Genomic DNA, 22,865 nt, shown 5'->3' with positions numbered 1-22,865 from the left:
CCGATGGCGACGATCGACATGCTCCCCGTCGTGCGCGACCGGCTCGCGGGTGGGCCGACCGGCTTCGTGCTCGGCGACGAGACGGACGTCCCCGCGCTGGCGGGAGCCACGCTCGCGGTCGAGAACCCGTCGACCGGCGCGGTGCTCGGGCACGTCGCCGCGGCCGACGCCGAGGACGTCGACCGAGCGGTCGCGCTCGCCCGCGAGGCTGTCGCCGATCGCCGGTGGTCGGCGAAGCATCCCGGCAAGAAGTCGCTGGTGCTGGAGACCCTTCGGCAGCTTCTGGAGGAGCACCTGGACGAGTTCGCGCAGTGGGAGGCGCTCGACGCGGGAATCCCGATCGCCCAGGCGCCGTTGCAGGTGTACGCCGCGTCGGGCGTCTGCCACCACTACTCGGGCTGGCCCACGAAACTGTACGGCGAGCTCAACCCGCTCGTACACACCTTCCACTCGTACACGGTGCGCGAGCCCGTCGGCGTCGTCGCGGTGCTGGCACCGTGGAACCAGCCGCTGGTCACGGTCGCCGCCCGCGTGGCACCGGCGCTGGCGGCGGGGAACTGCGTGATCCTCAAGGCGTCACGGCGGGCCCCGTACAGCGCGGTGCGGTTCGGTGAACTCGCACTGGAGGCCGGACTGCCACCGGGCGTGCTCACCGTGTTGACCGGCGACGGCGAGACGGCCGGCAGCGCGCTTGCGCGTCACCCCGGAATCGACACGGTGACCTACGTCGGCTCGCCGGAAACCGGGGCTCGGTTGCGCGAACTCGCCGCGCCCACCGGGAAGCCGATGCTGATGGAACTCGGCGGCAAGAGCCCGAACATCGTGTTCCCCGACGCCGACCTCGATCGCGCCGCCGACTCGGCCGCGGTGGCGGTGTGGCGCAATGCCGGGCAGATCGGCAGCGCCGGGAGCAGGCTCCTGGTGGAGCGGTCGATCCACGACAGGGTCGTCGATCGCGTCGTGGACTCCATGACGTCACTCACGGTGGGCTCAGCGCTGGACCCGGGCACCCACATCGGCCCGCTGATCTCCGCCGAGCAACGACGCCGGGTGGGCGAGCACCTGAATGTGGCCGAGCAGCAGGGCGCCACGCCGGTCCTGCGCGGTGCCGTGCCGGACGGGCCGGGATACGGCATCACCCCCGCGGTGTTCACCGACGTCGACCCGGACTCCGCACTCGCCCAGGAGGAGGTCTTCGGTCCGGTACTCGCGGTGACGGCGTTCGACGACGAGGACCACGCGCTCGCGCTCGCCAACAACACCCGCTACGGCCTCGGTGCCGGTGTGTGGGCCTCGGACGTCCACCGCGTCCACCGCTTCGCGCAACGCCTCAGGGCGGGCACCGTGTGGGCCAACGTCTACGGGATGCAGGACGTGTCCGCCCCGGTCGGGGGGTTCGGCGCGTCCGGCGTCGGAGCCGACGGCGGACGCGAGTGGATCAACGCCTACACGCGGCCCAAGGCGGTGTTCGTCTCGCTGCTGTGAGGTGTCCCGCCATCGCGCACACCAGAAGGCACGCGACCGGCCTCGCGCCCGCACACTGGAGGCAGGCGCGTTCGTGCGTGGCGAGCGCGGCGCGGCCGGGGGCTGCTGTCCCCTCCCAGTGGCGCGGGTTTCAGGTCTCCTGGTTCTCGGCGCCAGGACCGGCGCCGGAGCGAGGAGGAACTCATGCGTGGAGTAGTGCTGCACACCGCGGGCGACGTCCGGGTGGAACAGCGACCCGACCCGGCGATCGTGGAGCCCACGGACGCGATCATCCGCGTGACGGCGACCTGTATCTGCGGGTCTGATCTGTGGCCCTACCGCGGTGTGGAACCGGCCGATCACCAGGTGATGGGGCACGAGTACGTCGGCGTCGTGGAGGAGGTCGGCGACCGGGTACAGACGATCGAGGTCGGCGACTTCGTGGTCGGCTCGTTCGTCATCTCCGACAACACGTGCGAGATCTGCCGGTCCGGTTACCAGTCGAAGTGCGTCCACGCCGAGTTCGTGGCACAGACGATCGGGACGCAGGCCGAGCGCGCCCGTATCCCCCACGCGGACGGCACGCTGGTCGCCACGCCGGGGCAGCCCGCGCCGGAGCTGATCCCGTCGTTGCTGGCCGCTTCCGACGTGCTCGGTACCGGCTGGTTCGGTGCCGTCGCCGCCGAGGCAGGCCCGGGCAAGACCGTCGCGGTCGTCGGTGACGGCGCGGTCGGGCTGATGGGTGTCCTGGCGGCGAAGCAACTCGGCGCGGAGCGGATCATCGCGATGTCCCGGCATCCCGAGCGGCAGAAGCTGGCCCGCTACTACGGCGCGACGGACATCGTCGAGCAGCGCGGCGCCGACGGTGTGGCGAAGATCAAGGAGCTGACGAACGGGCTCGGCGCCCACAGCGTGATCGAGGCCGTCGGCACGCAGGAAGCCACCCAGCAGGCGATCGGCGCCACCCGCCCGGGTGGACACCTGGGCATGGTGGGCGTGAACTATGACGTCACGCTGCGCGGTATCCAGCTGTTCTTCTCCGGCATCCACCTGCACGGCGGACCCGCTCCGGTGCGCCGGTTCCTGCCCGAGCTGATCCAGCTCGTCTGGGACGGCGCGATCGACCCCGGCCGGGTCTTCGATCTCACGCTCCCGCTGGAGGACGCCGCGCGGGGCTATGAGGCGATGGACGAGCGCCGCGCCACCAAGGTCCTGCTGACGGTCTGACGACCCCTCGCGGCGGGCTGGTCAGGTCGCCGGTGACGCGACCAACCCGTCGAAGTACCCCTTCAGGGCCGGGTAGTACTCGCCGAAATCGGGCCGAGGGGAACCGTCCCGGGAAGCGACGAGCAGGTCGAGGTAGTACTCCCAGCCGGGGCCGATCTCGCCGAGACCCTCGTCGGTGTCCAGATGCTGCACGAGGCGCAGTTCGGTCGCACCACGTCGTTCCGACAGCACAAGCTCCATGCGCCAGGTCCCGGCCTCGTCGGGCATGGCGACGGCCAGTCGTCGCGGAGGTTCACAGGCGTCGATCCGAAGATCGCACCAGGGCGCCTGCTCTTCGAACGCCATCCGCACTCTGAGCGTCCGGCCCGGAGCCGCCTCGCCTTCCCAGGGACCGAACCAGCGCGCGGTCCGCTCGGGTTCGGTGATGCTGGCCCAGACATCGGTCAGCGGCGCACGAAAAGTGCGGGACAGCACCAGGTCGCCGCCGGTGGCGGTACGGAACAGTCGGCCGGTGGGCACGGGTCTCATGCGGTGTGTTCCTCTCCGTTCGCGGTGGGGTCACGTGCGAGGCGTTCGCGGCGCGTACGACGGACTTCGGTCTCCAGCGCGTCGAGCCGGTGCTGCCAGCCGAGCGGCTCGGCGAACTGCGCGAGCCACTCGACGAGGTCGGTGAACTGCCGTGGATCGATCTCGTAGAGGCGGCTTCTGCCCACGACCTCGTCGCGGACCAGCCCGCTGTCGCGCAGGACGCGCAGATGCCGCGAGACAGCGGGCCTGCTGATCGCGAAGCTCGCCGCGATCTCCCCCGCCGAGTGTCGCCGGTGTCGCAGCATCACCAGGATGTCCCGGCGCACGGGATCCGCTATCGCACCCGCGACCCTGTCCATGCGGAAAGCGTAACGCATCGGTTACACGTTTGCCAGTCGCCACGCACGGCGCGGCCCCGCGCACCCGCCGCACCCCGACGGCGCGTCCTGCACCACAATGGCGACGAATCGCCCAACGAAGGGAGAGCCTCGTGCTCCGCAGCCCCGCCGGACGTTTCCGCCTGCTCGCACTGGCCGAGGCCTTCTCGTGGGCCGGCCTGCTGATCGGCATGTTCTTCAAGTACGTCGTGGTCGGCGACGAGCTCGGGGTGAAGGTCTTCGGGCCGATCCACGGGGCGATCTTCGTCGGCTACGTCGCGGTGTGCCTGTGGGTGCGGACCCGGCTGCGGTGGGACCGCCGCACCACGGTGTTCGCGCTGCTGGCCAGCATCCCGCCGTTCGGCACGATAGTCTTCGAGCGGTGGGCGCTGCGCACGAATCGCCTCGACGACTCGCCCCGGACCGCACCCGCCTGAGCTACAGGTCCTCGAGACTCACGACCCCGTCTTGGATGGCGCGGGCCACCAGTGCCGCCTTCGTGCGGGCCGGGCGTCCCGCGTTCGCATACCGGACGCGCACGCGGTCGATGTAGCTGTTCACTGTGCGGACCGACAGGTTGAGCTTGCGCGCGACCATCTCCTTCGATTCGCAGGCGAACCAGTTGACCAGCACGTCGACCTCGCGGGGCGTCAGAGCAGGGCGGCCCGGTCTGGTGTCGGTGCAGATCGCGCGGGCCATCGCCGGTGGTGTGTAGGGCACGTGTCCCCGGGCGGCGTGGACCGCGTGCACGAGGTGGGCCGCGCCTTCCGTCTTCGCCACGTGGGCGAAGGCACCGATGTCGAGGCACGTGAGGATGGCGTCCCGGTCCTCCCTCATGGTGTAGACGACCACGTGGCGGCCGGCGTCGACCAGCCGCCGCAGATCTCCGTAGTGCGGCACCGAACCGGACAGCATGAGGTCGAACACGACCACATCGGCCTCGCTCCCGGGGCCCGTCCACGCGACGCCCGGGGTGGCACCGGCGGCCAGTACGCGGGCGGGCGGGTCGGCCGCCGCGCACCACGACTCGATCCCCGCGACGATCGCGGGATGGTCGTCGACGACGGCGACCGTGGTCAGTCCGGTACGCGCCACGTCACTTCCACCCATACCTTGGTCCCTTCCACGACTTGAGTCACCGCAAGGGGTACGCCTTCGACAGCGTCGGCGATCGTGGGCACGAGTTCCGAGGGCACCTGCGTGACGACGCCGGCTGAGACGTGTTCCGGCCCGCCCAGCAGCGTGACCCGCGCCTCCGAGACCGCCACCGACGTCACCCGCAGCACCACCTCGGTCATCGCCCGGCGCACGGGCAGGGGCGGCGTGGGCCGGTCCCCCCACACGGCGAAGTGCAACGCCACACCGCGTCGCTCCGCCAGGGTCACGCAGGCCGTGAGTTCGTGCCACAGCGGGTCGGCCGTCTCGTCGCTCTCGGCGAACAACCGTCGCAGCTTCGCCGCTTCCACGGCGTACCGCGCGCGGACCCGGCCGTCAGACAGGTCGGCCGCCCCCGAGGCCAGGTCTTCCAGCAACGGAACCGTGGTGCTGGAGAGCTGGGCGAACCGCGACAGCCTGCTCTCATGCACCTGCTCGGCGACCACTTCGGCGGTGCGCAGGTCCTCCCGGCTCCGCCGGGCAGCCGCGGCCTGGTCCGCGACGCGCTCCAAGATCGTGCCCGCCGCCACGACGGGTAGCTGGAAACCCAGGACGAGCGCGGTCAGCACCACCATCCCGGTGACGTCCTGCCCTGCCACGACCGTCTGCACGAGCCGGGCAGCTGAGTACGCCAGCAGGAACGCCGTCGCGATCCGGCCCCGGTCGAGCAGGAGCACCAGCGCGAACCAGCCTGCGACCCCGTACGGGAGCTGAGTTCCCGCCACCACGGCCGCCGTCACGACCGTGGCCACCAGAACCCACCGGGTTCCGCCGTACAGCCGTGCTCGCAGGAGCAGGACACCGGTGACGGCGGCGACGATGGTGAGCAGTAGGAAGGCCCAGACCAGTCGAGCACCTCCGGCATCCTCCGGGGCGGTGGACAACCACCAGGGCAGGGTCAGCCCGTACAGGGTGCCTGCGGCCACCAGTAGGGTCGCGAGCCGGAGCGCCCGCCGAAGCCGGACCGCCACCAGCCGCGATTCGACGTCACTCACCGGGCCATCGCAACGTCACCTGGGTACCCCGGCCGGGCGCGCTGGCCACGGTCCCCTGCCCTCCCACGAGTTCCATCCGCCGCACGATCGAATACGCCACACCACGGCTGTGCGGCGCCACCCGCGCGGGCACGAAGCCGCGACCGCGATCGATCACCTCCACCGTGGTCACACCGTCGACCTGGCTCACGGTCACCGACGCCGTGGTCACTCCGGCGTGGCCCGCGACGTTCGCGAGTGCCTCGGACGTGGCCCTGCGAATGGCCTCCGCCTGCGCGGCAGGCATGGTCACGTGCGCCGGTGACGTCAGCTCGGCGTCCACCATGGCCTCGCCCAGGACCGCGCGGAGCGACGGGACCAGATCCTCATGGTCCGGCCGCGTCGCCGGGGTCCTCCCCTGGTCGCGGAGCACCGCCAGGTCGCGGGCGGCCTGCTCCCGGATCCAGCGATCAGGCTGACCGGCGGTGCCTGCGGCGAGCAGCGTAGCCGCGGCGGTGTCGTGCAACATGGCGAGGTACTCCTGCTCGTCCGTCCGCCGGGCCGCGGCGACGGCAGCGCGCCGACGTGCCCGCTCGCCGCCGGTCAGTTCCCTGTCCGCGGCGCGCGCGCCCGCCCGCACCACGAGGAACAGTCCCCACGACAGCACGGCTTCGGCGGTCGACCACGCCACGAGCGTGACAGCGTTCGGCAGCGCTGACGGAGCTGCCACCACGTTGCCCGCGAGGCAGGCGCCCAGCACGGCAAGTGTGACCAGAAGCCTGGCGCCTTGGTTCAGATACCACTGCTGCGCGACGACCGTGATCGCGACCGTGGCGATCACCCAGTTCGCGTTGTCGCCCACGAGTTCCGGGACGACGAGCCATCGCTGAGCCAGGCAGAGCACGAGCAGTACGGCGACGTCGGTCACGACGACCCACCGGCGTGGTCCACGCCAGACCGCGATCGCGCTCCACGCGGCGAGCGTGGCAGCCACGGCGAGCGCGAGCAGTTCCGTGGCCGCGGGGGCCTGGTGCGCTGCCACCGGCGTGACACACGTGAGCACCGCTGCGCGCACGACCGTGGCGTAGCGGCGCCCCCGCCGCAGAACCTCCTGCTCGGTGACATCACCGGAGTCACCCCGCTTCATCACCGCAGTCTCCCACCGTGGCCACCGCCTGTGGGCCAGTCCGCCGAAGCCGCCGAGTACGCCGGTTGTGGGTCGAACGGCCGTCACGGCACCGGGAGATCCCGCATAACCTTCGAGCGCACCGACACACCGGGGGGAGACGTTGTCATGAGCGGGTATCACGATTCGGGGCGGCCACCGTTCACGGTGAGGGGGATGGCCGCCGACGAGTCGATGCGGCAAGTCGAGGACGCTGTCGAGCTCGCCGTGAGACGGGATGAGCAGTTCACCGAAGCGCGGCGGCAGATCGACGCGCTGACCGCCACCGAGCGATCGCCCGGCGGCGCGATGGAGGTCACGGTGGGATCGGACGGCAACGTGCTGGACGTACGCTGTACCGACCAGATCAACACCCTGTCGCCCCGCGAGATCGCGGACACCGTCCGGTCGTGCGTGCAGCGAGCGCAGGCGGGCATCGCCCGCGAGGTCGAGCGCATTCTGCGCGCCACAGCACCGGGCGATCCCCTGACGGAGCACCTGGTGGCGAACGCGCATCAGGCGTTCCCCGCGCCCGCCCCGGACGAACCCGCGCCGGAGGTCCAGACCTCGGCTCCGGGCCGGCGCAGGATCGGCGGCCCCGGGAACGACGGTGACGACCCGGACGACGACTGGAACGGTCGACCGGTCCTGTCGCGAACCCCGAGATGAGTCAGGGAGCCACGAATGTCGTCACCTCACGGCTACACAATCGATCCCGACGAGCTGTTTTCCCATGCCCGCGCCGTGGCTCAGCTGCAACAACCGATCGACCGTTTGGTCGCGGCGACCGACGAGGCGGCGCCGATCGGACTGTCACTGGCGTACGGGACGAACTGCCAGAGCTTCGGGCTGGCGCTGGACCCCGCAGAGCAGCAGGCGAAAGACACCGCCCGTGCCCTGTCCGACGCCGTGGACTCGGCGGCACGATCGCTCACCAGCGCGGTCGACCGCTACGTCCGCTCGGAGGAGCAGACGTCGCACGTTCTGCGGGAGATCGGCAAAGACCTGCCCTCGGACGCGAGTAACGGTCTCATCGAGAAGGGCACGTCCTGGGACTGGAAGGACTACCACCCCGGAGTGGGAAGCCCGTGGACGAACATGGACGACAAGAATGTGTTCAAGGGCGCGGGAATCGCCGGAAACACCTGGGATCTCCTGCTTGAAATCGAAAACGAGGGTGAGCGCAACTACGGCGAGATGATGGGGCAGATCACCTCCGTCGGAGCCGACGCGGCCGGTTTCGTCGGCGATCCCCTCGGCACCGGGGTCAGCTGGCTCGCGGGATGGGCCATGGAACACCTCAAACCCTTCAAGCTCATCCTGGATGGCCTGGCAGGCAATCCCGATGTGATCCAGGCGGCGAGCAAGACCTGGAAGAACGTCGGCGACGAGTGGAACCGGCTCGCGGAGCACTACACCCGGGCGCTCCAGCACGGCGCGGGCGGCTGGGACGGCGCGGGTGGCGCTGCCTACCGGGACACCGCCAACACGATCATCGAGGCGATGAAGGCCACCGCCAACCTCGCGCACACGATGAGCATCATCGTCGGCGCCACCGGCGACCTGGTCAACTGCGTCCGTAACGCGGCGCGGGACCTCACTGCGCAGGCGGCGGGCCAGCTCGCGGTCTATGCGGCGAAGTCGTTCTACAAGCCGCCGTTCGAGGAGCTGTCCAACCTGCGTTTCCATCTGAAGAACCTCAAGAACCTGGTGAACTTCCTGGTGGTGCTGGTGAATCACTTCGGCAGGGAGATCCCGCTCGTCATCGAGGCGTACAAGACGGTGGCCACCATCGTGCCGAAACTGAACGGGATCTGAGGGCGCCCAGGGCGGCTGGTTTGACGGCGGAGCGAAGGGTAGTCCTCTCGCGCAGCCGATCCCCACCGCAGGAGACCACCATGCCCTTCGTCACCACAGCCGACGGCGCCGAGATCTTCTACCGCGACTACGGGAACGGAGCGCCGGTCGTGCTCAGCCACGGCTGGCCGCTGAACTCCGACGCCTGGGAGGCCACGGCACGGGTCCTCGCCGAGCACGGTTACCGCGCCGTCCTGCACGACCGGCGCGGGCACGGCCGGTCGAGCCAGACCTGGCACGGCAACGAGATGGACACCTACGCCGACGACCTCGCGACGCTCATCGACGGCCTCGACCTGCGGGGCGCCACGCTCGTCGGGCACTCGACGGGCGGCGGTGAGATCGTCCGCTACGCCGGGCGGCACGGAACCGGCCGACTGGCCAAGCTCGTGCTGGTCAGCGCGGTGCCTCCACTGATGCTGCGCACGGACGACAACCCCGAGGGACTGCCGGCTTCGGGGTTCGACGACCTGCGACGCGGGGAGGCCACCAACCGGGGCCAGCTCTACCGGGATCTCGCCGACGGGCCGTTCTTCGGGCACAACCGCGGGCAGGACGTCGCCCAGGGCTTCCGGGACGCGTTCTGGGCGCAGGGCATGGCATGTGGGCACCGCGCCGCCTACGAGTGCATCGCCGCGTTCTCGGCCACCGACTTCCGGCCCGACCTGCGGCGGATCGACGTGCCGACGCTGGTCGTCCACGGCGACGACGACCAGATCGTGCCTTTCGAGGTGGGGGGCAAGCGGTCGGCGGAGCTGATCGACGGCGCCACGCTCAGGGTCTACGAAGGCGGCGCCCACGCGCTGCCCGACACCGCCCGCGACCGACTGCACGCCGACCTGCTGGAGTTCCTCGGCTCCTGAGGCCGGCGCCTGCCCGGATCGCGGGCGGGCACAGCGCCGCGCTCCCCTACGCCGGCTGGGTGATCCGGATGTGGTTGCCGAACGGGTCGCGCAGGGCGCAGTCGATGCCGTAGGGCCGCTGGGTGGGCTCCTCGGTGAACTCGACGCCGCGCGCGGACAGCGTCTCGTAGGTCTGCTGGCAGTCGTCGGTGTGCAGGATGGCCGCGACCCCGAGCGCGCCCTTGGTCACCAGGTCGCGGACCTGCGTGGCGACCTCGTCACTGAGCGCGGGCGGTCCCGGCACCTCGAGCAGCAGCTCCCGCTCGGGTTCGGACGGCAGCGCGACGGTGAGCCAGCGCATGAAACCCAGATCGACGTCGGCGGCGACCTCGAAACCGAGCTTGCCGACGTAGAAGTCGAGTGCTTCCTGCTGGTCGAGAACCGGAACGGAGTGAATGGCTACGCGGGTGAACATACCGCTGACATTAGCCGGGCGTCGACGACGACGGCTTATCCGAAACGACTCGGGTCCACGCCCGCACGAAACAGCTCGGGGCAGCGACCGGGCGGGTCCGCTCGCGGTATTCGGTCGGCGAGAACCCCACGACGGCGCGGAACGTGCGGCTGAACGTGCCGAGGCTGTCGAACCCCACCCGGGCGGCGACGTCGGTGACCGTGATCGACGGCGACCGCAGCAGCGCCGTGGCGCGCTCGATGCGGCGGCGCTGGAGGTAGCGGTGCGGGGTCGCGCCGAACGTGGCGCGGAACGAGCGCGTGAAGTGGGACGGAGACATGAGCGCGATCCGCGCCAGCGCGGCCACGTCGAGCGGCCGGGCGAAATCACGGTCCATCGCGTCCCTGGCACGCAGCAGGCGCCGGTTCTGGTCCTCACTCGCGCTGAAAGCTCCGGCCACCGCTCGATCGTAGTAACGGGAACAGATCGCCGTCCGCGCCGGTTACGAACGATCATGAAGATCGGTGTGTTCCTTCCCGCTTCCAGCCCGGCCGACGTTCCCGCCGCCGCCCGGTTCGCCGAGCAGGCCGGCCTCGACTCGGTGTGGTCGGTCGACCATCTGATCGCGAGCGGCCCGATCCTGGACAGCACCGTCGCGCTCGCGGCGGCGGCCGGAGTGACCGAGCGGATCACCCTCGGCTACGGCGTCATGTTGCTCGCGCTGCGCCGGGTCGCGGTGGCGGCCAAGCAGGTCAGCACCCTCCAGCTCGTGTCCGGCGGGCGCCTCGCGCTCGGGGTCGGCACCGGCAACCCCGCGCACGGCGACCCGGGGTGGCGCGCGGCGGGGATGTCGTTCGGGGACCGGGGACGCCGCACGGACCAGGCGTTGTCCCGGCTGCCCGCACTGGTCACCGGGCAGCGGGCCACGATCGAGGACGGCCAGGACGTGACGCTGGAACCGGGTTCGGCCATGCCTCCGGTCCTGGTGGCGGGGGACGGACCACGGGCGCGGCGCCGCGCGGCCGAGTTCGGCGACGGGTGGATCGCGCTCGCTCAGGACCCCGGGGCCGTGGCAGCGGGTCTCGCCGATCTGCGTGAGCGTGCCGTGGCGCTCGGCAGGCCGGTGCCGAGCGCCACGGTGGTCGCTCCGGCACTGGACGGCTCCGTGGCGCGGGCGGCGCGGAGGCTGGCCGAGTACGCCGCCGCCGGAACCGAGCGGGTGGTGCTCGCCCCGACCGGGGAGGACTGGCGGCACGACTACTCCTTCGCCGCCGACCTGCACGCCGCGTGACGACGGTGCCGCCGGTGCCGCCGGTGCCGCCGCTCAGGCGGCGCGTTCCTCTCGCGCGTAGCTCTTGGCACCCCACCGGCTCCACTCCGGATCACTCTCGGGCGGCCTGCGGCCCATGATCCGGGTGGCGAGGTCGACGTAGCCGTCGTAGTAGAGCGTCCGCTTGTTCGCCAGCGCCGTGCCGGACAGGTTCGCGGGCCGGTTGGCGGTGTCGTAGGAGACCCACCACGCGCGGTGGAAGCCGTCCTGGGCGAGGAAGGAGCGCAGCGCGTCGGCGGTGGCGTAGTGGTCCGGGTGGTCCCCGGGGTTGCGGGCGCGGTCGTAGTCGGCGGCGTTGAGCCACGGGTTCGGGTTCGTGGCGCCCTGGCGCTCGGTGACGAAGATCGCGCGAAGGGTCTGCACCACGTCGTTCCACGACGAGTACTGCTGCGCGGGCAGCGCCGGGGTGGGCAGGCTGCGCACGACGCTGATCGCGCCGTCCCGCAGCTTCGACAGGCTCTGGAACCCGGTCGAGGCGAACCCGTTGCCGTCGACGTTGCCGTCGGGCAGCCGCAGGAAGTAGCACCGCCAGCTCGCGGCGCGGTAGCAGGCGACGCTGCGGCCGTTGACCGGCACCGCCACGGGCGTGAAGTCCTCGTGCCTGGCGACCCGGCACGAGTCGACGAGACCGTGCTCGCGGGCCCACCACCAGTCGTCGACGCGGCCCGCGTCCCCCGCGGTGGTCACGATGCTGACCACGCGGATGTCACTCCACTGTAGATCACCGTAAAACATCTCGCCCCGGAACAACAGCACGTCGTCGGGATGCCCGCTCACGTGGTAGACGACGGTCGGCATGTGGCACCACCTTTCCCACCCCACTGGGCACACCAGAGTGCGAGCGGTACCACGGTCCCGCAAGGGGCCGACGACCTCACCCGATCGCGGCACCACCACAGACGCTGAGGACCTGGCCGGTGACGTACGCGGCGCCGGGTGAGGCGAGGTAGGCCACCGCCGCGCCCACCTCCTCGGGGGTGCCCATGCGCTGGATCACCTGGTCGTCGAGGGCGTAGGTCACGGAGTTCGTGAGTGCCGTGGCGATCGGGCCCGGCGCGACCGAGTTGCAGGTGATGCCGTCACTGCCGACTTCCTTGGCCAGCCACTTGGTGAGCGCGATGACACCGCCCTTCGACGCCGCGTAGGCCGGTCCGGAGCGGCCCCCGCCCTCCCCTGCCGAGCGGGGGCCGCCCATGAGGCCGGAGATGGAGCTGACGTTGATGATCCGGCCGCCACCCTGCCGCCGCATGGGCTGATGCACGGCCCGGCAGTACAGGAACATGCCGCGCAGGTTCGTGTCGAGGTCACGCTGCCACTCGTCGGCGCTCAGCGTGCCGAGCCCGGCTCTGCTGGCCGTGCCCGCGTTGTTCACCAGCACGTCGAGCCTGCCGAACTCGGCGACGGCGGCCTCAACGGAGGCGTTCACGGCGGGCTCGTCCCTGACGTCGACGCGGCGGTAGGCGAACCGCTGGCGTGGGAAGTCCTCCCGCAGTGCGGGCAGATCGTCGGCGGACTCCGCCAGATCCACCACGAGCACGTCGGCTCCCTGCTGTGCGAGCACCCGCGCGGTGGCGGCGCCGATCCCGCGCGCGCCGCCGGTGACCAGTGCGGCGCGACCGGTGAGGTCGAAGACGGTCATGCTTTCCTCCTCTAGAAGCCGAGCAGGTCCGGCAGCCAGTTCGAGATCGCGGGAACGTAGGCGACGAGCAGGACGACGGCGAGCCCGGCGACGAAGAACGGGCGGATGCCGCGCACGACCTCGACGAGCGGGACGCGGGCGATTCCCGCCGCCACGAACAGGTTGACGCCGACCGGTGGGGTGATCAGGCCCAGTGCCAGGTTGACCACCATCATCACGCCGATCGTGGTCACGTCCACGCCGACCTCCAGCAGCACGGGCGCGACGATGGGGATGAACAGGTACAGCGCCGAGACCGCGTCGACGAACGCGCCGACCACGAGCAGCAGCACGATCGTGAGCAGCACGATGAGCACGCGGCTGTCGGTCAGCCCGAGCAGCGCGTCGGCGACGCTCGCGGCGATCTGGTTCACCGTCACGACGTAGGCGAACACGGACGCGGCGCCGACGATCAGCATCACCACGGCCGACTGGGCGGCCGAGCTGACGAAGATCTGGTAGAGCTGCCTCGGCGTGATCTCGCGGTAGACCAGCGCGCCGACGAGCAGCGCGTAGGTCGCGGCCACGACCGCGGACTCGGTGGGTGTGACCACGCCGCCGTAGATCCCGCCGAGAATGATGATCGGCACGAGCAGTCCGGGGATCGCCCTGACGAACGTGGCGGCGAACCCGCGCGCCGGGGCGGGCGGGCCGGGCGGCTCGCCGCCGCCGTCGGCCACCGGGGCGGGTGCGGTGGCGGCGCCGGGACCACCACCGGCGGGTGCGGCGGCTGTGTCGGCGACGGCTTTCCTCGTCACGAACAGGCAGGCCAGCACCAGCGCGACGGCCAGCAGGATTCCGGGCACGATCCCGGCCACGAACAGCCGCACGATCGACACACCGGCGTAGTCGCTGACGACCACGGCGAAGACGATGAACGCGATGCTGGGCGGCACGATGATGCCCATCGACCCCGCGCTGGCCATGAGTGACGTCGCGTGCCGTGCGGCGTAGCCGTGGCGGATCAGCGCCGGGATGAGAATGGACCCGATCGCGGCCACCGTCGCGGGTCCCGAACCCGAGATGGCGGAGAAGAAGAACGCGGCCACGATCACCACGATCGCGAGTCCGTGTTTGCGGCTGCCGACGCAGGCGTGGGCGAAGTCGACCAGCCTCCGGGAGATGCCGGCGTATTCCATGATCACGCCGGCGAGGATGAAGAACGGGATCGCGAGCAGCGTCTCCGACGACACCGAGGCGACGAACACGTTCGGCACCAGCGAGAGCTCACCGAGCCCGCCCATCGCGACCAGCGCGCACACCGCCGCGCCGCCGAGCGCGAAGGCCACGGGCACGCCCAGCAGCAGCAGGACCAGAAACGTTCCGAACAACACGAGCCCGATCACCGGCCCGCCTCCTCACTCGACGCGGCGTCCGGACGGGACTCACCCGGCGCACGGAACCCCGCGCGCGCCGCCTGGATCGTGCGGTGAACGCCGAGCAGTGCGCCCACCGGCAGGGCGAGCGTGAACAACCACTGGGGCACGCCGATGGACGGTGTGGCCCTGCCCCGCTCGGCCTGCTGCCACGCCATTTCCAGCCCGAAATACAGCAGGACGGCCAGGAACGCGAGCACCACGATCGCGATGACCGTGGTCATCACCGCGCGGACGGCACCGCTCGCCTTGTCGTGCAGCGCGCCGAAACCCAGGTGGGCTCCCTCCCGCAGCCCGATGACCGCACCCATCATGACCATCCATACGGCCAGGTTCACCGTGAGTTCGGAGGTGAAGGCCAGCGAGGCGTTGAGGAAGTACCGGCTCAGCACGTTGACGAACGCGACCGTGGCCACCACGGCGAATGGCACGGCGGCCAGCAGGTTCTCGGCGAGGGCGAGGCGACGCCCGAGCTTGGCGGTGTCGGCGGGCAGGGCGGCCATGCGTCAGCCCTCCGGGGTCACGGCGTCGGTGAGGGTCGGGCCCCACACCCGCTCGTACTCGTCGTAGAGGGGGCGTACCGCCTGCTGGAAGCGTTCCACCTGAGCGTCGGTGAGCCGCGTGACGTCCATCAGCTCCGACTGCTCGTCGATCTGGGCCTGTTCGAGTTCGCGGCTGGCCTGGACCTGGAACTCGTTGGCGTCCTCGGCGGCCTTGGTCACGATGCGCCGGTCGTCCGGTGACAGGGACTCGAACAGCTCCTGGTTCATCCCGAGGATCAACGGGTCGTAGACGTAGTTCCAGATCGTCAGGTACTCCTGCACCTCGGCGAGCCCGGCCGAGGAGATCACGTCCATGGGGTTCTCCTGCCCCTCGATGGTCCCCTGCTGCAGTGAGGTGAAGACCTCCGAGAAGTTCATGGTGGTCGGGTTGGCGCCGAGGTCGCGGTAGACGTCGGTGAACAGCCCGATGCCGGGGATGCGGATCTTGATGCCGTCGAGGTCGGCAGGCTCGCGGATGGGCCGGACGTTGTTGGTCACCTGCCGGAACCCGCTCTCCCCGAAGCCCAGCATCGTGACCCCGAACTCGGCGCTCAGGTCCTCGTACGCCTCGCGCGCTCCCCCGTCGATGGCGCGGTCGGCTTCCTCGTGGTTCTGGTACAGAAACGGCGCGTTGATGGCACCGAACCGGGGATCGATGCCCGCGTAGATGATGGTGGAGTTGTAGGAGAAGTCCTTGTCACCGCTCATCAGCTGTTCGACGCCCGCGGCGGGATCTCCCGAGGACAGCTGCTCGCCGGTGAAGACCCGCAGCCGCATCCGGCCGTCCGATTCGCGTTCGAGCGTGTCGGCGAAGCGTTGCGCGGCCTGGTACCACGTCGACGACTCGCCCGTGGTGACCGTCATGTCCCAGGTGTAGACCTGCTCGCCGGGAGTGGCGGCGCCCTGCCCGCACGCACCGAGCGCGAGACAGGCGAGCACGGCGGCACCGCGCAGGAAACGCTTCGACCTCATCGTCCGTTCTCCTCGTTCCGGCCCCTCGTCGGGCTCCCCGATGGTGAGAGACGCCGATCACTCGTGTCAATCACTGAGCCGGAATGCCGGTTCACATCGTGGACCATTGCCAGCAGGGCGACGTACTCGCATTATGGTGGTCATGAGCCCCGAAGCGGACCCGAGAGCGTTCAACGACCGTGGTCAGGCCGCGCGAAGGTCCGCATCATGGACCCTTGCGCACTCGGCGGAGCCGGGAGCCGAGCCCTCTGGTGCACAGAGCGTTCACCGGGCGCTGGTGCTGCTCAACCTCGTCGGTGTCCTGGCCAGGGACCGCCCCGAGGGCGTGACGTTGTCCGAGCTCACGCGGGTCAGTGAGCGACCGAAGGCCAGCGTGCGGCGCGTGCTGGTCGCGCTCGTGCAGGCCGGATACGTGGAACAGGACCCGCGCACCGCCCGTTACCGGCTGGGATTGCAGGCCGCCGTGCTGGGCGAACTCGCGGCCCAGGGAGCCGACCGGCTGGGCGCGGTGAGCACCGACAGCCTGATCCGGCTGTCCGACGCCACGTCCGACACGGCGTTTCTGACCGTCCGGCACGGCAGTTACGCCGTGTGCGCGCGGCGGCAGGAAGGTCCGGGGCCCATTCGCAACTTCGCGCTCGCGGTCGGCGACCGGCATCCGCTCGGCATCGGCGCGGGCAGCCTGGCGATCCTGGCCGCGCTGCCCGACCGGGATGTCGACGCCGCGATCGCGGCCACCGCCCCCGCCCGCGAGCAGTACCCGCGCTTCGACGACGAGACGGTGCGCAAGCTCGTCCGCCGCACCCGCACGGCGGGATACGCGCTCAACGACGGACTGTTCATCCCCGGGTCGTGGGCCGTCGGCGTGGCGGTACGCGACGGGACGGGCAGACCCGTGGCCGCGCTCAGCGTGGCCAGCATCGCCGAACGGCTCGGCGGGCAGCGGCGTGAGGAACTGGTCGAACTTCTCACCCGCGAGGCCGGCGCCGTCCACACCGCACTCACCGGTTCCGACGAGTCCCCACGGAAGGGATGACCGCTGTTGACTTCCTCCCCCAGCATGATCGGATGGGCGCACTCCATGTTCGGCAGGGCGGCCGAGCCCGACGTCGAGGCGCTGCTCGCCGGAGTCACCGGCGCGGCACTGGACCACGCGGGTGTGGCGGCCGGTGACGTCGACGGCGTCTTCGTCGGCGTCTTCAACGGCGGGCTGTCACGCCAGGGGTTCGAGGGCGGGCTCGTCGGAGCCGGCAGGCCGGAACTGGCGAACGTCCCAGCCGTACACGTGGAGAACGCGTGCGCCACGGGTTCCGCCGCGCTCTACGCCGCACTGGACTTCGTGCGCTCGGGGCGAGGGCGGATCGCGCTCGTGGCCGGAGCCGAGAAAATGACCTCGGCCGAGCCCGCACTGCTCAACGACGCGCTGCTGACCGGTTCCTACCGCAGGGAGGAGGAGTCGGCGGGCAGCTTCGCCGGGGTGTTCGCCGGGCTGGCGCGCACCTACTTCGACCGCTACGGCGACCATCGCGAGACGCTGGCCCACATCGCCGCGAAGAACCATCACCACGGCGTCGCCAACCCGTACGCGCACCTGCGCAGGGACGTCGGGTTCGAGTTCTGCCACACGGTGTCCGACCGCAACCCGCTCGTCGCGGACCCGTTGCGCCGCACCGACTGCTCACTCGTCTCCGACGGTGCGGCGGCGGTGGTCGTGGCCGCACCGGAGATCGCGGCGAGGGCACCGCGCGCGGTGACGTGGCGTGCCGGCGCCCAGGCAGCCGACCACCTGCCGCTGAGCCGCAGGTCCGACGTGCTGGAGTTCGCCGGGGCGAGGGCGGCGTTCAGCCGTGCGATGGCGGAGGCGGGAATCGCACTGTCCGATCTGGACCTGCTGGAGACCCACGACTGCTTCACCGTGGCCGAGTTGTTGCAGTACGAGGCGTTCGGGCTCGCCGAGCCGGGCAAGGGAGCCACGGTGGTGGACTCGGGTATGACCCGGCGGACCGGATCGCTTCCGGTCAACCCGTCCGGCGGGCTCAAGTCGAAGGGCCACCCGGTCGGCGCCACCGGTGTCTCGCAGCACATCATGGCCGCCCTGCAACTGACCGGGACGGCGGGCGACATGCAGGTGCCGGGCGCGGAGCTGGCCGGGGTGTTCAACATGGGTGGGGTCGCCGTGGCCAACTACTTCTCGGTGCTGGAGCGGCTCCGGTGAGCGCGGCGCGGCGACGGGCGGTCAACCTGGCACACCTGCTCACCACGACGGCCCGCAGACTCCCCGCCCGGGACGCGCTGGTGCGGGGCTCACTGCGGCTGACCTGGCGCGAGCTCGACTCCAGGGTGTCCAGCGTGGCGGACGCGCTGCGGGCCAGGGGCATCGGTCGCGGGGACGCGGTACTCGTCCACTCCCCCAACCACGTCGAGCTCGTCGAGACCATGTTCGCCGTGTGGCGGGTCGGGGCCGTGTTCGCCCCGGCCAACTTCCGGCTGACGCCGTCGGAGGTCGCGGGGCTCGCCGAGCTGACCAGCCCGTCGGCCCTGGTCTGCCACGCCGACTACCCCGAGCACGCCGACGCCGTCGCGGGGGCCGTGCCCCTGCGTGGCGGCACGCTGTGGATCGGCGCGGAGGCCACCATCGAGGGCGCCCTGAGCGGGTTGGCCGAGCCCCGCGACGCGCGCGGCGCCGAGCCCCGCGACGCGCGCGGCCCTGAGCCCGACGAACCGGTGCGGGAGGGCGAGCACGCCTGGTACTTCTTCACCTCGGGCACGAGCGGCAGGCCGAAGGCGGTGGTGCTCACGCACGACCAGCTGGGCTTCGTCGTCAACAACCACCTGTGCGATCTGCTGCCCGGGCTGACGGCGGACGACGCCCAGATCGTGGTCGCTCCACTGTCCCACGGGGCCGGGATCCACCTGTTGCCCCAGGTGGCGCGCGGGGCGAAGACCGTGCTGCCCACCGCGGCCCGGCTGGACCCCGCCGAGATCTGGCGGCTGGTCGAGACCGAACGGGTCACCAACGCCTTCACCGTGCCCACCATCCTCACCACGCTGACACAGGCACCGGAAGCGGCACAGCACGACCTGAGCTCACTGCGCCACGTCGTCTACGCGGGCGCGCCCATGTACCGCGAGGACCAGTTGCGGGCACGGCGCGTGCTCGGTGACGTCCTCGTGCAGTACTACGGGCTGGGCGAGGTCACGGGCAACATCACGGTCCTGCCCGCGTCGGAGCACGACCGTCCCTCCCCCGACGGCGTCGAGTTCGGCACCTGTGGCTATCCGAGGACGGGGATGCAGGTGAGCGTGCAGGACGACGACGGCCGCGAGCTGCCCACCGGGCAGCAGGGGGAGATCTGTGTGGCCGGGCCCGCCGTGTTCCCCGGCTACCTGCGCAACGACGACGCCAACGCCGCCTCCTTCCGGGACGGCTGGTTCCGCACCGGTGATCTCGGACTGGTCGACGAGCAGGGCTACCTCTACGTCACCGGCAGGGCATCGGACATGTTCATCTCCGGCGGGTCCAACGTGTACCCGCGAGAGATCGAGGAGCGGCTTCTGCGGCACCCGGCCGTGGCCGAGGTGGCCGTCGTGGGCGTGCCGGACCCGAAGTGGGGTGAGATCGGCGTTGCCGTGTGCGTCGCCGCCGACGGCGACCGGCCGGACGACGACGAACTCCGGACGTGGCTCGGCGGCACGCTGGCGCGGTACAAGCTGCCCAAACGGTTCGTGTGGTGGGACGCCATTCCCAAGTCCGGCTACGGCAAGGTGGTCAAGCGCACCATCCGGCAACAGCTGACCGCGGCGGGGGCTCCGTCGTGACGGCGCGCCGGGCGGGAGTACCGCTGCACCATCCCGGGCCGCGCCCCGCCGAGCGCATCGTGTCGGTGCCGACGCCGGTGACGGTGGTCCGGGCGGAGCTGCCGCCCGGTGCGGTCGTGGCGGACGCGCTGTGGGAGCTGACCCGCTCCGCCGGGTGCCGGGGCGCCAGTGCCGAACTCGCGCACGGCTGTTTCGGCACGCTGCGCTACGTGCATCCCGCGATCGCCACCGACGGCACACGCATCGCGAGCTTCAGCGACACCGTCGAACCCACGGCGCCGGGGTTCGTGGTGGGCGGCTCCGCGACCGTCGGCACCCGCGAGGGCCGTGGCTTCGCCCACGTGCACGCCGCGTGGCTCGACGGCGACGGCGCACTCCGTGGCGGGCACCTGCTGCCCGGGACGACCGTCGGCGACGTCGCGATCCAGGTGACGTTGCGGGCCCTGCCCGGCGCGGCACTGGTGAGCGAGACCGACCCGGAGACCACTCTGCCCGCGTTCACGCCCCACCGCGTTGCGGGCGAGCACGGCCCGGCCCGCGCCGTCGTGTCCCGTGTGCGGCCCGGCGTCGACCTGCACGAGGCGGTGGTGGAGGCGGCGCGGCGCGGTGGGTTCTCGTCGGCGGTGGTGCGCGCGAGCCTCGGCAGCGCGGTCGGCGCGAGGCTGCGCACCGGGCCGGGGCGGATCACCGAGGCCGACTGGCCTGCGACCGAGTTCACCGCGCTCACCGGCACCGTCGAGGGCGCGGACGGCGACCGGCCGCGCGTGACGCTGGCCGGGTCGCTGGTCGATCTGACCGGCCGGGTCCACGCCGGTGTGCTGCTGGCGGGCCAGAACCCGGTGGCGGTGACCTTCGAGTTGTTCGTGGAGGAGGCGGGCGAGCATGCCACACGGTGAACGACTGGCCGGTCAGGTCGCCGTCGTGTTCGGCGGCGGTGGCGGCGAGTACGACGGTGGGCACGGCGGGGTCACCAACGGGCAGGCCGCCGCTCTGACCTACGCGAGGGAGGGTGCGGCGGTCGCCGTGATCGATCTCGACCTGGCCGCCGCGCGCCGCACGGTCTCGGCCATCGAGTCGGAGGGCGGCACGGGAGTGGCCCTGCCCGCGGACGTCACCGACGGCGAGCAGGTCGCCGAGGCGGTCCGTGCCGCCACCGACGCGCTCGGGCCCGTGGACGTGCTGCACAACAACGTCGGTGTCACGGTGCTCGGCGGCCCCATGGAGCTGAGCTACGAACAGTGGCGTCGCGCGTTCGCGCTCAACGTCGACGGCGTGTTCCTCGCGTGCCGGCACGTGCTGCCCGCGATGCTCGACCGGGGGCGGGGCGCCATCGTCAACGTCTCGTCGCTCGCGGGGCTGCGGCACGTCGGTTACCCCTACCCCGCCTACATGGCCGCGAAGGCGGCGGTGAACCAGCTGACGGTCTCCCTCGCCCTGACCCACGCGGCCGACGGTGTCCGGGTCAACGCGGTGGCGCCGGGCTTCATCGACACCCCGCTCGTGCGGCAGCAGCTGGCCTCGCAGGCGGATTCGGTCGACACGTTGCTGGCCGCCCGCCACGCCCTGAGCCCGACCGGGCGCATGGGCACCCCGTGGGACGTCGCCAACGCGAGCCTGTTCCTCGCCTCCGCCGAGGCCGCCTACGTCAACGCGGTGTGCCTGCCCGTGGACGGCGGGCTGTCGATGTCCTGTGCCGGGTGAGCAGGCGGGCGTGACCCGAGTAGCCCCTTGACTGAGTGAGCCGGGCCATCGACACTTTCAGGCACCTTATTAGCAGGAAGCCTGATATAAGGAGTCGGCATGGCCGTGAGCACCTCCGGCACCGGTCGAGGTCACAGTTCCATCGGCAGGATCGTCGCCAGCAGCTTCACCGGCAGCCTCATCGAGTACTACGACTTCCTGCTCTACTCGACGGCCGCCGCGCTGGTGTTCAACGTGGTGTTCTTCTCCGACCTCGACCCCGCGACCGGCACCATCGCCTCGTTCGGCACCTTCGCCGCCGGTTACGTCGCGCGCCCGCTCGGCGGTGTGGTGTTCGGTCACTTCGGCGACCGGGTCGGGCGCAAGAAGATGCTCGTGCTGACGATGGTGCTGATGGGCGGCGTCAGCGTCGCCATCGGGCTGTTGCCCACCTACGACCAGATCGGCCTCGCGGCCCCGCTGCTGCTGGTGACCCTGCGCATTTTGCAGGGCATCGCGGTCGGCGGCGAGTGGGGCGGTGCCGTCCTGATGACCGCCGAGCACGCGACGTCGCGGCGCGGGCTGTGGGCGTCGTTCACCAACGCGGGAGCGCCCGCCGGGATGGTCCTGTCCACCGGGGTCATGGCGCTGATGGCCACGATCACGACGCCGGAGCAGTTTCTCGCCTGGGGATGGCGGGTGCCGTTCCTGCTCAGCGCCGTGTTGCTCGGGGTCGGGCTCTGGATCCGCCTGCACATCACCGAGTCCCCCGCGTTCGAGAAGCTGAAGCAGGACAGCCGGGACACCCGCTCCCCACTGCTCGACGTGCTCCGCCACCGGCCGCGCACCCTCCTGCTCGCCGTGGGCGCCGGGCTCGGTGCGTTCGTCGCGCAGGGCACGCTGACCACGTTCACCATCTCCTACGCCGTCGGCGCGGGTTTCGCCCGGTCCACTGTGCTCAACGCCCTCACCGTGTCGTCCGCGGGCGCGGTGGCCGGAATCCTGGCGTGGTCGGCGCTGACCGACCGGGTCGGGCGCAGGCCCGTCGTACTCGGCGGGGCCGCGGTGATGGCCGCGTTCGCCTACCTGCTGTTCCCCCTGCTCGACACCGGCGACACGCTGTGGCTCGTGACGTGCGTCGTGCTGGGGCAGTCGGTGATCCACGCGGCGTACTACGGTCCGCTGGCCGCGCTGATGAGCGAGCTGTTCAGCACCCGCTCGCGCTACACCGGCGCCTCGCTGGGCTACCAGCTCGCCGGGCTGGGAGCCGGATTCGCCCCGCTGCTGTTCGCCGCACTGCGGCAGGCGGGCGGAGGCACCATCGTGCTCTCCACGGTCATCGCCGCGTTCTGCCTGCTCAGCGTGGTCTGCGTGCTGGCGTTGGGGGAGACGCGCACGCGCGATCTGTCGCAGGACTGAACCCGG

The 22,865-nt window shown here is 71.2% G+C and carries 25 protein-coding genes; 13 read left to right on the top strand and 12 right to left on the bottom strand.

Translation table 11 applies throughout. The features are described 5' to 3' along the window. Positions 1-3: 3 nt before the first annotated feature. Positions 4-1,485, top strand: coding sequence for an aldehyde dehydrogenase family protein (locus tag FFT09_RS15865; protein ID WP_208544428.1), 1,482 nt, complete (start codon positions 4-6; stop codon positions 1,483-1,485). 183 nt (positions 1,486-1,668) lie between these two features. Next, positions 1,669-2,691 (top strand): zinc-dependent alcohol dehydrogenase family protein, encoded by a 1,023-nt coding sequence (locus tag FFT09_RS15860; RefSeq protein WP_208544427.1) that lies wholly within the window; start codon positions 1,669-1,671, stop codon positions 2,689-2,691. A gap of 21 nt (positions 2,692-2,712) precedes the next feature. Here the strand turns inward: FFT09_RS15860 and FFT09_RS15855 are convergent, their stop codons facing one another. Together FFT09_RS15855 and FFT09_RS15850 are read right to left on the bottom strand one after the other, a co-directional pair. Then, entirely contained in the window at positions 2,713-3,219 is a 507-nt protein-coding gene (locus tag FFT09_RS15855; protein WP_081191132.1) for an SRPBCC family protein, read from the bottom strand. Then, entirely contained in the window at positions 3,216-3,578 is a 363-nt protein-coding gene (locus tag FFT09_RS15850) for a metalloregulator ArsR/SmtB family transcription factor (RefSeq protein ID WP_081191133.1), read from the bottom strand. Before FFT09_RS15850 ends, FFT09_RS15855 begins: the two co-directional genes overlap by 4 nt. A gap of 131 nt (positions 3,579-3,709) precedes the next feature. Here FFT09_RS15850 and FFT09_RS15845 point away from each other — a divergent pair, with 131 nt between their 5' ends. Then, positions 3,710-4,033 (top strand): DUF3817 domain-containing protein, encoded by a 324-nt coding sequence (locus FFT09_RS15845; protein WP_081191134.1) that lies wholly within the window; start codon positions 3,710-3,712, stop codon positions 4,031-4,033. A gap of 1 nt (position 4,034) precedes the next feature. Here the strand turns inward: FFT09_RS15845 and FFT09_RS15840 are convergent, their stop codons facing one another. Genes FFT09_RS15840 through FFT09_RS15830 form a run of 3 tightly spaced genes read right to left on the bottom strand, consistent with a single transcriptional unit; the run spans position 4,035 to position 6,872 of the window. After that, positions 4,035-4,706 carry a response regulator gene (locus FFT09_RS15840; RefSeq protein WP_081191135.1) on the bottom strand — a complete coding sequence of 224 codons (672 nt, stop codon included), beginning with the start codon at positions 4,704-4,706 and terminating at the stop codon, positions 4,035-4,037. Next, positions 4,673-5,746, bottom strand: coding sequence for a hypothetical protein (locus FFT09_RS15835; RefSeq protein ID WP_081191136.1), 1,074 nt, complete (start codon positions 5,744-5,746; stop codon positions 4,673-4,675). Before FFT09_RS15835 ends, FFT09_RS15840 begins: the two co-directional genes overlap by 34 nt. After that, positions 5,739-6,872 carry a sensor histidine kinase gene (locus tag FFT09_RS15830; RefSeq protein ID WP_138383129.1) on the bottom strand — a complete coding sequence of 378 codons (1,134 nt, stop codon included), beginning with the start codon at positions 6,870-6,872 and terminating at the stop codon, positions 5,739-5,741. The genes FFT09_RS15835 and FFT09_RS15830 overlap by 8 nt, the downstream gene beginning before the upstream one ends. A gap of 147 nt (positions 6,873-7,019) precedes the next feature. Between FFT09_RS15830 and FFT09_RS15825 the strand changes: the two genes are divergently transcribed. The 3 genes from FFT09_RS15825 to FFT09_RS15815 all read left to right on the top strand — a co-directional run bounded on the left by FFT09_RS15825 (position 7,020) and on the right by FFT09_RS15815 (position 9,610). Further along, positions 7,020-7,559, top strand: a complete 540-nt coding sequence (locus FFT09_RS15825; RefSeq protein ID WP_138383128.1) for a YbaB/EbfC family nucleoid-associated protein — start codon at positions 7,020-7,022, stop codon at positions 7,557-7,559. A gap of 15 nt (positions 7,560-7,574) precedes the next feature. Continuing rightward, on the top strand, positions 7,575-8,708 hold the full coding sequence (locus tag FFT09_RS15820; protein WP_081191138.1) for a type VII secretion target: 1,134 nt from the start codon (positions 7,575-7,577) through the stop codon (positions 8,706-8,708). Between the two features lie 80 nt (positions 8,709-8,788). Beyond that, positions 8,789-9,610, top strand: a complete 822-nt coding sequence (locus tag FFT09_RS15815) for an alpha/beta fold hydrolase (protein ID WP_081191139.1) — start codon at positions 8,789-8,791, stop codon at positions 9,608-9,610. 46 nt (positions 9,611-9,656) lie between these two features. Here the strand turns inward: FFT09_RS15815 and FFT09_RS15810 are convergent, their stop codons facing one another. Then, on the bottom strand, positions 9,657-10,064 hold the full coding sequence (locus FFT09_RS15810) for a VOC family protein (RefSeq protein ID WP_024877728.1): 408 nt from the start codon (positions 10,062-10,064) through the stop codon (positions 9,657-9,659). 10 nt (positions 10,065-10,074) lie between these two features. Beyond that, positions 10,075-10,440 (bottom strand): helix-turn-helix domain-containing protein, encoded by a 366-nt coding sequence (locus FFT09_RS15805; RefSeq protein WP_138383235.1) that lies wholly within the window; start codon positions 10,438-10,440, stop codon positions 10,075-10,077. Positions 10,441-10,557: 117 nt separating this feature from the next. On the opposite strand from FFT09_RS15805, the gene FFT09_RS15800 reads away from it, so the two are divergent. Further along, a complete protein-coding gene (locus tag FFT09_RS15800; protein ID WP_138383127.1) occupies positions 10,558-11,334 on the top strand; it encodes an LLM class flavin-dependent oxidoreductase in 777 nt (258 codons plus the stop codon). 33 nt (positions 11,335-11,367) lie between these two features. Here the strand turns inward: FFT09_RS15800 and FFT09_RS15795 are convergent, their stop codons facing one another. From FFT09_RS15795 to FFT09_RS15775, 5 genes are all read right to left on the bottom strand, one after another. After that, positions 11,368-12,171 (bottom strand): PIG-L family deacetylase, encoded by an 804-nt coding sequence (locus FFT09_RS15795; protein ID WP_138383126.1) that lies wholly within the window; start codon positions 12,169-12,171, stop codon positions 11,368-11,370. 76 nt (positions 12,172-12,247) lie between these two features. Next, positions 12,248-13,012, bottom strand: coding sequence for an SDR family NAD(P)-dependent oxidoreductase (locus FFT09_RS15790; protein WP_138383125.1), 765 nt, complete (start codon positions 13,010-13,012; stop codon positions 12,248-12,250). Positions 13,013-13,023: 11 nt separating this feature from the next. After that, positions 13,024-14,397, bottom strand: coding sequence for a TRAP transporter large permease (locus FFT09_RS15785; protein WP_138383124.1), 1,374 nt, complete (start codon positions 14,395-14,397; stop codon positions 13,024-13,026). Further along, complete coding sequence (locus FFT09_RS15780; RefSeq protein ID WP_081191144.1) at positions 14,394-14,930, bottom strand: TRAP transporter small permease; 537 nt, start codon at positions 14,928-14,930, stop codon at positions 14,394-14,396. The genes FFT09_RS15785 and FFT09_RS15780 overlap by 4 nt, the downstream gene beginning before the upstream one ends. Before the next feature lie 3 nt (positions 14,931-14,933). After that, entirely contained in the window at positions 14,934-15,941 is a 1,008-nt protein-coding gene (locus tag FFT09_RS15775; protein ID WP_138383123.1) for a DctP family TRAP transporter solute-binding subunit, read from the bottom strand. Between the two features lie 142 nt (positions 15,942-16,083). Here FFT09_RS15775 and FFT09_RS15770 point away from each other — a divergent pair, with 142 nt between their 5' ends. The 6 genes from FFT09_RS15770 to FFT09_RS15745 all read left to right on the top strand — a co-directional run bounded on the left by FFT09_RS15770 (position 16,084) and on the right by FFT09_RS15745 (position 22,859). Then, positions 16,084-16,977 (top strand): IclR family transcriptional regulator, encoded by an 894-nt coding sequence (locus tag FFT09_RS15770; RefSeq protein WP_138383122.1) that lies wholly within the window; start codon positions 16,084-16,086, stop codon positions 16,975-16,977. 6 nt (positions 16,978-16,983) lie between these two features. Then, positions 16,984-18,156 carry a thiolase domain-containing protein gene (locus tag FFT09_RS15765; protein ID WP_208544425.1) on the top strand — a complete coding sequence of 391 codons (1,173 nt, stop codon included), beginning with the start codon at positions 16,984-16,986 and terminating at the stop codon, positions 18,154-18,156. Continuing rightward, on the top strand, positions 18,153-19,760 hold the full coding sequence (locus FFT09_RS15760) for an acyl-CoA synthetase (RefSeq protein WP_138383120.1): 1,608 nt from the start codon (positions 18,153-18,155) through the stop codon (positions 19,758-19,760). The genes FFT09_RS15765 and FFT09_RS15760 overlap by 4 nt, the downstream gene beginning before the upstream one ends. After that, entirely contained in the window at positions 19,757-20,656 is a 900-nt protein-coding gene (locus tag FFT09_RS15755; RefSeq protein WP_138383119.1) for a PCC domain-containing protein, read from the top strand. The genes FFT09_RS15760 and FFT09_RS15755 overlap by 4 nt, the downstream gene beginning before the upstream one ends. Then, positions 20,643-21,461, top strand: coding sequence for an SDR family NAD(P)-dependent oxidoreductase (locus tag FFT09_RS15750; RefSeq protein WP_081191149.1), 819 nt, complete (start codon positions 20,643-20,645; stop codon positions 21,459-21,461). Before FFT09_RS15755 ends, FFT09_RS15750 begins: the two co-directional genes overlap by 14 nt. Positions 21,462-21,560: 99 nt before the next feature. Further along, positions 21,561-22,859, top strand: a complete 1,299-nt coding sequence (locus tag FFT09_RS15745) for an MFS transporter (protein WP_138383118.1) — start codon at positions 21,561-21,563, stop codon at positions 22,857-22,859. Positions 22,860-22,865: the final 6 nt, after the last annotated feature.

Origin of the sequence: Saccharomonospora piscinae (assembly GCF_005862235.1) — a bacterium.
In the GTDB taxonomy this organism is placed as follows: domain Bacteria; phylum Actinomycetota; class Actinomycetes; order Mycobacteriales; family Pseudonocardiaceae; genus Saccharomonospora; species Saccharomonospora piscinae.
Note: the sequence above shows the minus strand (reverse complement) of the source record. Positions and strands in the feature narration are given on the sequence as shown.